General features: G+C 54.2%; 4 protein-coding genes and 1 pseudogene. 4 read left to right on the top strand and 1 reads right to left on the bottom strand.

What is annotated here, in order from left to right:
- Positions 1 to 124: 124 nt before the first annotated feature.
- The 3 genes and pseudogenes from JX360_RS16915 to JX360_RS16905 form a co-directional block, all read left to right on the top strand.
- Positions 125 to 541, top strand: a pseudogene (locus JX360_RS16915) (ATP-dependent Clp protease proteolytic subunit); the annotation flags it as partial.
- 42 nt (positions 542 to 583) lie between these two features.
- Positions 584 to 1,204 (top strand): dephospho-CoA kinase, encoded by a 621-nt coding sequence (coaE, locus tag JX360_RS16910; protein ID WP_244353307.1) that lies wholly within the window; start codon positions 584 to 586, stop codon positions 1,202 to 1,204.
- Between the two features lie 55 nt (positions 1,205 to 1,259).
- Positions 1,260 to 1,868, top strand: coding sequence for a hypothetical protein (locus JX360_RS16905; RefSeq protein WP_244353305.1), 609 nt, complete (start codon positions 1,260 to 1,262; stop codon positions 1,866 to 1,868).
- 18 nt (positions 1,869 to 1,886) lie between these two features.
- Here the strand turns inward: JX360_RS16905 and JX360_RS16900 are convergent, their stop codons facing one another.
- Positions 1,887 to 3,302, bottom strand: coding sequence for a choice-of-anchor I domain-containing protein (locus JX360_RS16900; protein WP_244353303.1), 1,416 nt, complete (start codon positions 3,300 to 3,302; stop codon positions 1,887 to 1,889).
- A 445-nt stretch (positions 3,303 to 3,747) separates the two neighbouring features.
- Between JX360_RS16900 and speA the strand changes: the two genes are divergently transcribed.
- Positions 3,748 to 5,670, top strand: coding sequence for a biosynthetic arginine decarboxylase (speA, locus tag JX360_RS16895; RefSeq protein WP_244353301.1), 1,923 nt, complete (start codon positions 3,748 to 3,750; stop codon positions 5,668 to 5,670).
- The last annotated feature ends 268 nt before the right edge of the window (positions 5,671 to 5,938 follow it).

Here is a 5,938-nt window from a genome sequence, read left to right as displayed (position 1 = left end):
CTGTAACCGCGATCCTGAACCAACCATGGCGTCTCGGAAGCAGCATGACCAGCGTACCTATCGAATCGAATTCAAAATACACACGTACTGCTATGTCACCGATTAGTTTTGTCAGTCAACCAGCATCAACAGTCCGGGTGGATCCGTCTATTCCGGCATGGGTATCTACGACACGATGGAGTACATTCAGCCGGATGTGTGCACCATCTGTATGGGGGTGGCGGCCAGTATGGCGGCTTTTCTACTCTGTGCTGGGGCTCCGGGTAAACGGATGGCCCTTCCCAATGCCCGCATCATGACCCACCAAAGTTCTGGACGAGCGGCAGGTCAGGCGACGGATATTGAGATTCAAGCCAAAGAGCTGTTGTTCATCGACGAGCAGATTAACAAAATCATGGCGGATCGCACCGGCCAACCCTACGACAAGATCAAAGCCGACAATGACCGTGACTTCTACATGAGCGCAGCTGAAGCCAAAGCCTATGGTTTGGTGGATAAGGTGCTGGAGCGGCAGTTTTTGCCCAGTGATAAACGGGCCTAGAGGGTTACAGCTGTATCCCACAGGGATCCCAAAAAGGGGGATATGACTACGACCCCTGCCAGGATCATCGGCCTCACTGGGGGAATTGCTACAGGGAAGTCCACCGTTGCCCGAATCTTAGAACAGCACGGGATCCCAGTAGCCGATGCGGATCAGTTGGCCCGACAAGCTCTCGCGCTAGGATCCCCGATCCGAGAACGGGTGTTGCAGCGCTATGGAGCCGGTATTCAAACGCAGGCGGGGGATTTGGATCGCGGTCGGCTTGGGCAAATTGTTTTTGCGGATCCCACCGAAAGAGTGTGGTTAGAAGAGCAGATTCACCCGTTTGTAAAAACCCAGTTACAGCTTTTTTTGCAGGAACAGACCGGCAAGGGATCCCCAACGGTTTGTCTGATGATCCCTCTCTTGTTTGAGGCAGGCATGGAAGACTGGGTCAACGAAATTTGGGTGGTTACCTGCACTCCCGAACAACAACGACAACGCCTCTCGCAGCGGGATCCCCTGACAATCGATCAAATCGAGGCACGCATTGCCAGCCAATGGCCCTTGGCTGAAAAAATCCGGCGGGCTCATGTCGTCTTGGATAATTCTGGATCTCTATCGGAACTGCAAAGACAGGTGCAGCAAGCTCTGACGATTGCCCCACCCCAATGGGTCGGATAGAGTTACGGGTAAGGGATCCCCTCCTTTTTGCGCTATCTGTGGGTGGGTTGAGAAAATGTTGATACCGAATGAGCGGATACAGGCTAGGCCCGAGTCCGTGGGTCAGGGTGTTGAGGAGCTTGTCCAGAAAATCGCTGCCGAAGTTCTAAAGCAGCTGGATCCCTACCTACAGGAACAGTTGGGGACCTGCAAACCTCAACCCTCTCAGCCGGATCCGAAAATGGCTGAGCAAGCCCAAGCGCTAGCTACGGAACGGGAACGCAACCGCATTTTGCAAGGCCAACTGGATCTGATGCAACTGCGGCAAGAGAAACAACACCAGCAAATTCGCAGCTATGAGGCGGAGATCGAGCAGCTCTACCAAGAGAAACAGGTGCTAGAGCAGATGATACAAGAGTTGCCGGAAAGGTATCGCCGCCAGGTTCAAGCCCGCCTTCAACCGATTCGTGAGCGCATTGCTGCTATTCAAGCGGAAAACCGTCAACTACGGGTGGATCTCTACCACCTCAGCTACCATCTACACCACATGGAGCCAATGGATTCCCCCGGATGGAAAGTGCATCTGCCCCAATTTGCGGCGCCACACCGCCGGGATCCCTTGGCTTTGCCTGCTGTGCAGCCCCGTAGCACTGAGGCAACGGTAGAGTTGCAGCCTCATTCCTGAGCTTCAGCTATTCAGCTTTTATTGGGCAACAATGCGCACCAGACTGAGACTGCCACTTTCAGGGTTTGAGACCACCACCAAATTGCGCTCGGGGATGAACTCAATCCCTTCCGGCTCCAGTTCAGCAGCTCGATCCTGCCCAACGATGTCTGGATTGAGAACAACCGTATCCAGCAGTTGGATATTCTTGGGATCGGTGATGTCATGAATGGTGATGGCATCGGAGCGTTCGAGGGTCACAAAGGCCAGGGTACGGTCTTGGACCACACCAACACTCACCACTTCTGGTTCCGGGCCTTTTCTGTTGCAGCGCATTGGTAGTTTGGCAGCAATGGTGGCTTCTTCGATACTGTTGCCACTATCTCCCAAAAAGGCTCCCGTCTGGGCATCATAGACACTCAGGCTGCGGCTACCGTAAGGGCTGAGGGGCTTACCCGCGTGGGTTTGCTGGTTAACCGCGGTTAGGTTGTCTTCGTCAGCCGTCACCAGATAACGGCCATCGGGTGTGATAGCAATGCCATCCGGTTCGCGGGCGGAGGTAAATTCTTTCCGATCCCCCAGGTTGTAAGCGCTGGCACGGCACTTCCCTTCCCCTACTTTGTCTTCTATCAACCCCAGGCCAGTGCGGATCCCTGCATCGAAATTGGTAACGGTAAAGGCATCCGCCCGCAAAGGGGTTGGTAATTCGGCGGGAAGGTCAACGCGAGCGATGGCGTTATTCTCCTGTAGGGTGGCAACAATAAAGGAACTGTCGGCAGAGATACGCACGGTTTCCGGTTGCGGATCATGGGCAAAAAACGGGATCCCTTCTTTGGGGATAGGAACTTCCACCTGGCTCATCAGGGTCGGACCCTCACGCAAGTCGATGATGGAGAGGGTACCGGGACGATTTTCCAGATTGGTGAGATCTTCTTCGTTTTCCTCATCTTCGTTGGCAACCACTGCAAACTGGCCATTGGGGGCAATCGCTACCGAATCTGGACCCCGCCCCACCTCAACCTGACCGATGACCTTTAAATCCGGCAAAGATAAGGCCAAGACCTTGCCCGGTACTTCATCAAAGGTTTTCAGGTTGGCCTCGTCATCATCTTTCACGGCAACCAAGGCAAAGCTTCCATCCGGGCTGATGGCCACACCAGTGAACTCAGCGGCAGTGGAGTTTTTGGGAAGAAAAGCATCTGTCAGCTCATAGGTGCCCTGCACAGAAAGGCTGTCATCCCCAATCTTGACCAGGGTCACTGTGCTCCCCCCAACCACTACGGTGAAGGTGCCATCTTTGGCGACTGCTAGCATCTCTGCCCCACCCAGATCCGTCAGGGTGTCAATCAGCTCACCCTTGATGGCGGTATTTGCCGCACGGGTTTGGGCGGTAACCCCACTTCCCAGTCCCAGGCCTAATACCAGGAATGCGACGAGGATCCACTTCAGCATCATCCATAGGCTCCTTTGGCAGTGATGTCAGTTTGCTCCGTTACTTTACGCCCATTACGTTAAGTGCCGGTTAACTTTCCTCTGTGAGCTAGATGGAAATCACTGTGGCTCTAAACCTCCTCTACATCCTTCAGATCTTCCTGCCATACGCTGCGGTTTTGGGTGAAAGTCAGAATCCAAATCAATCTTCTGGCATCAACACGGAAAATAGAGCATTAACGAGTAAATCAAAGCAAAACAGAGCATTAGTGAGCTTGGGAAAGTTAAAGGATCAGGTAAGTGGACGGGGATCCCTAAGCCAATTCCTTGTCCAGTAAGGCTTTGCCAGTTTTGAGCCTAAGCAGTCGTTCTCAGGGAAAATCTTGACATATTCCAGAAAAAGGCAATAGATTGTAGATTCTGTGCAGAAATCCTGCGCTGTTCACATCTCGGTATCTGGGGGACTACTATGCCGACTTTGACTCGTTCTCCCTGGACACTGCGAGACAGCGAAAAGCTCTATCGCATCTCAGGTTGGGGGGATCCCTACTTTCGTATCAATGCTGCTGGTCACGTGGAGGTCACCCCACAAGGGATGCAACAGCAGGAACCGGGTATTGACCTGTATCAGCTTGTTACAGATTTGGTGGCACGCGGTTTGCAGTTGCCGCTACTGATCCGGTTCCCGGAAATTGTGGCGGATCGGATTGGGCGTATTTGTGGCAGCTTTCAACAGGCGATTGAGCGCTTTGGCTACCCGAACGTCTATCGAGGGGTCTATCCCGTTAAGGTGAATCAGCAGCGCCACCTCGTCGAGGAAGTGGTAAATCATGGGCGGGCTTATCACTTTGGCCTAGAGGCGGGATCCAAGCCGGAACTGTTGATTGCCCTGGCGCTTTTGGATACCCCTGAGGCGCTGCTGGTTTGCAATGGCTACAAAGACCGTGACTTTATTGAAACGGCCCTATTGGCCCAGCGGTTGGGACGTACGCCGATTATTGTCCTAGAGCGGCTGCAGGAGCTGGAGTTGGTGTTGGAGGCTGCCGACAAGTTGGGGATTGATCCCATCTTGGGGGTACGGGCCAAGCTGTCGGCGCAAGGGATCGGGCGCTGGGGCACTTCTGCTGGGGATCGGGCTAAGTTCGGCTTGACAGCTACGGATATTTTGCAGGTGGTGGAGCGCTTGCGGAAGGCGGGTAAGCTGCATTGCCTGCGGCTGCTGCATTACCACATCGGTTCCCAGATCTCAATGGTGAGCGTCCATGGGCGGGCTGTACGAGAAGCCAGCCAGATTTACATTGAACTGGTTAAACTGGGTGCCCCGATGGGTTACCTGGATATTGGCGGCGGCTTGGGCATTGATTACGACGGATCCCAGTCCACCAACCACTCCTCCCAAAGCTACAGCCTGGAAGACTACGCCGCGACGGTGGTGCAGACGGTGTTAACCACCCTGGAGCCCCACGGGATCCAGCCGCCGATTTTGGTCACCGAAAGCGGACGGGCTTTGATGTCCCATCAGTCGGTTTTGGTTTTTGATGTGCAGGATATCAATGCTGCCAGTCCCTACCCGATGCCAACCCAGTTGACCTCTGATGCAGAGGTGATCCAAAAGCTCAACCAGCTCTACTACGAGATCCAGCCCGACAGCCTGACCGCCGATTATCGCCGCTGCCAGGAACTGAAGGATGCTGCCCTACGCCAGTTCACGGAGGGATCCCTGAGTTTGCAGGAGCGGGCCCAAGTGGAACGGCTGTTTTGGAACTGCTCCGATAAAATTTGCACCTTGGCCTACGAGCAACACCAGGCAGGGCATCCCGTCTCGGTTGATCTGCTGGATCTCGACGAGATGTTGGCCAGCATTTACTACGGCAATTTCTCCCTGTTCCAATCTTTGCCGGACAGCTGGGCCATCGATCAGGTGTTCCCGATCATGCCGATTCACCGCCTCGATCAGGAGCCGCGCCAGTGGGCCACCTTGGCGGATCTCACCTGCGACAGTGACGGCAAGATCAACCGCTTTTTCGGCGATGATGGACAAATCACTTCTGTCTTACCTTTACACGACCCGGATGGGGAGCCCTACCTGTTGGGGGTCTTCCTGGGGGGGGCTTACCAAGAGATCTTGGGGGATTTGCACAACCTGTTTGGGGATACCAACGCTGTGCATATCCGCTCCCGTCCTGGTGGCTACCGGGTCTCTCAGGTGATCAAGGGGGACACGATCAGCGAGGTGCTGAGTTGGGTGCAGTACAACAGTGAAGATCTGGCAGAAACCCTCCACCATGCCACCGAAGCCGCTCTGCAGCAGGGGCAGATTAGCCTATCGGAGGCTCGTTCTTTGCAACGGCACTTTGAAGACAACCTGCGGGCCTATACCTACTTGCACTAGAGCCTGAACCTCGCAGTCCAATTCTTGTAGGATAAATCTCAACAATACTCAATAGGGATCCTAGCCTGCGGTCGGGATCCCTTTTTTCTGATGCCTTCTTTCCTTGGATTTGGGTATGGCCTCAGTCAGACCCATCTGGCTTTACGAAAAGCAGCGTAAAGCCCCCGGTTCCTAACCGGGGGATATAAGCGCACAGGCTGAATTTATTCAGCAACAGAAATAGTACATACAATAGTCCCCATGAAACGGGTCACCACGACACTCAAGC

Origin of the sequence: Thermostichus vulcanus str. 'Rupite' (assembly GCF_022848905.1) — a bacterium.
In the GTDB taxonomy this organism is placed as follows: Bacteria; Cyanobacteriota; Cyanobacteriia; order Thermostichales; family Thermostichaceae; genus Thermostichus; species Thermostichus vulcanus_A.
The sequence above is the reverse complement of the archived record's forward strand: the minus strand, read 5'-3'. Positions and strand labels throughout refer to the sequence as shown.

Coding starts and splice junctions, on each gene's coding strand:
- speA (WP_244353301.1), top strand. CDS start 3,748: ATGCCGACTTTGACTCGTTCTCCCTGGACACTGCGAGACAGCGAAAAG.
- JX360_RS16900 (WP_244353303.1), bottom strand. CDS start 3,302: ATGATGCTGAAGTGGATCCTCGTCGCATTCCTGGTATTAGGCCTGGGA.
- JX360_RS16905 (WP_244353305.1), top strand. CDS start 1,260: ATGTTGATACCGAATGAGCGGATACAGGCTAGGCCCGAGTCCGTGGGT.
- coaE (WP_244353307.1), top strand. CDS start 584: ATGACTACGACCCCTGCCAGGATCATCGGCCTCACTGGGGGAATTGCT.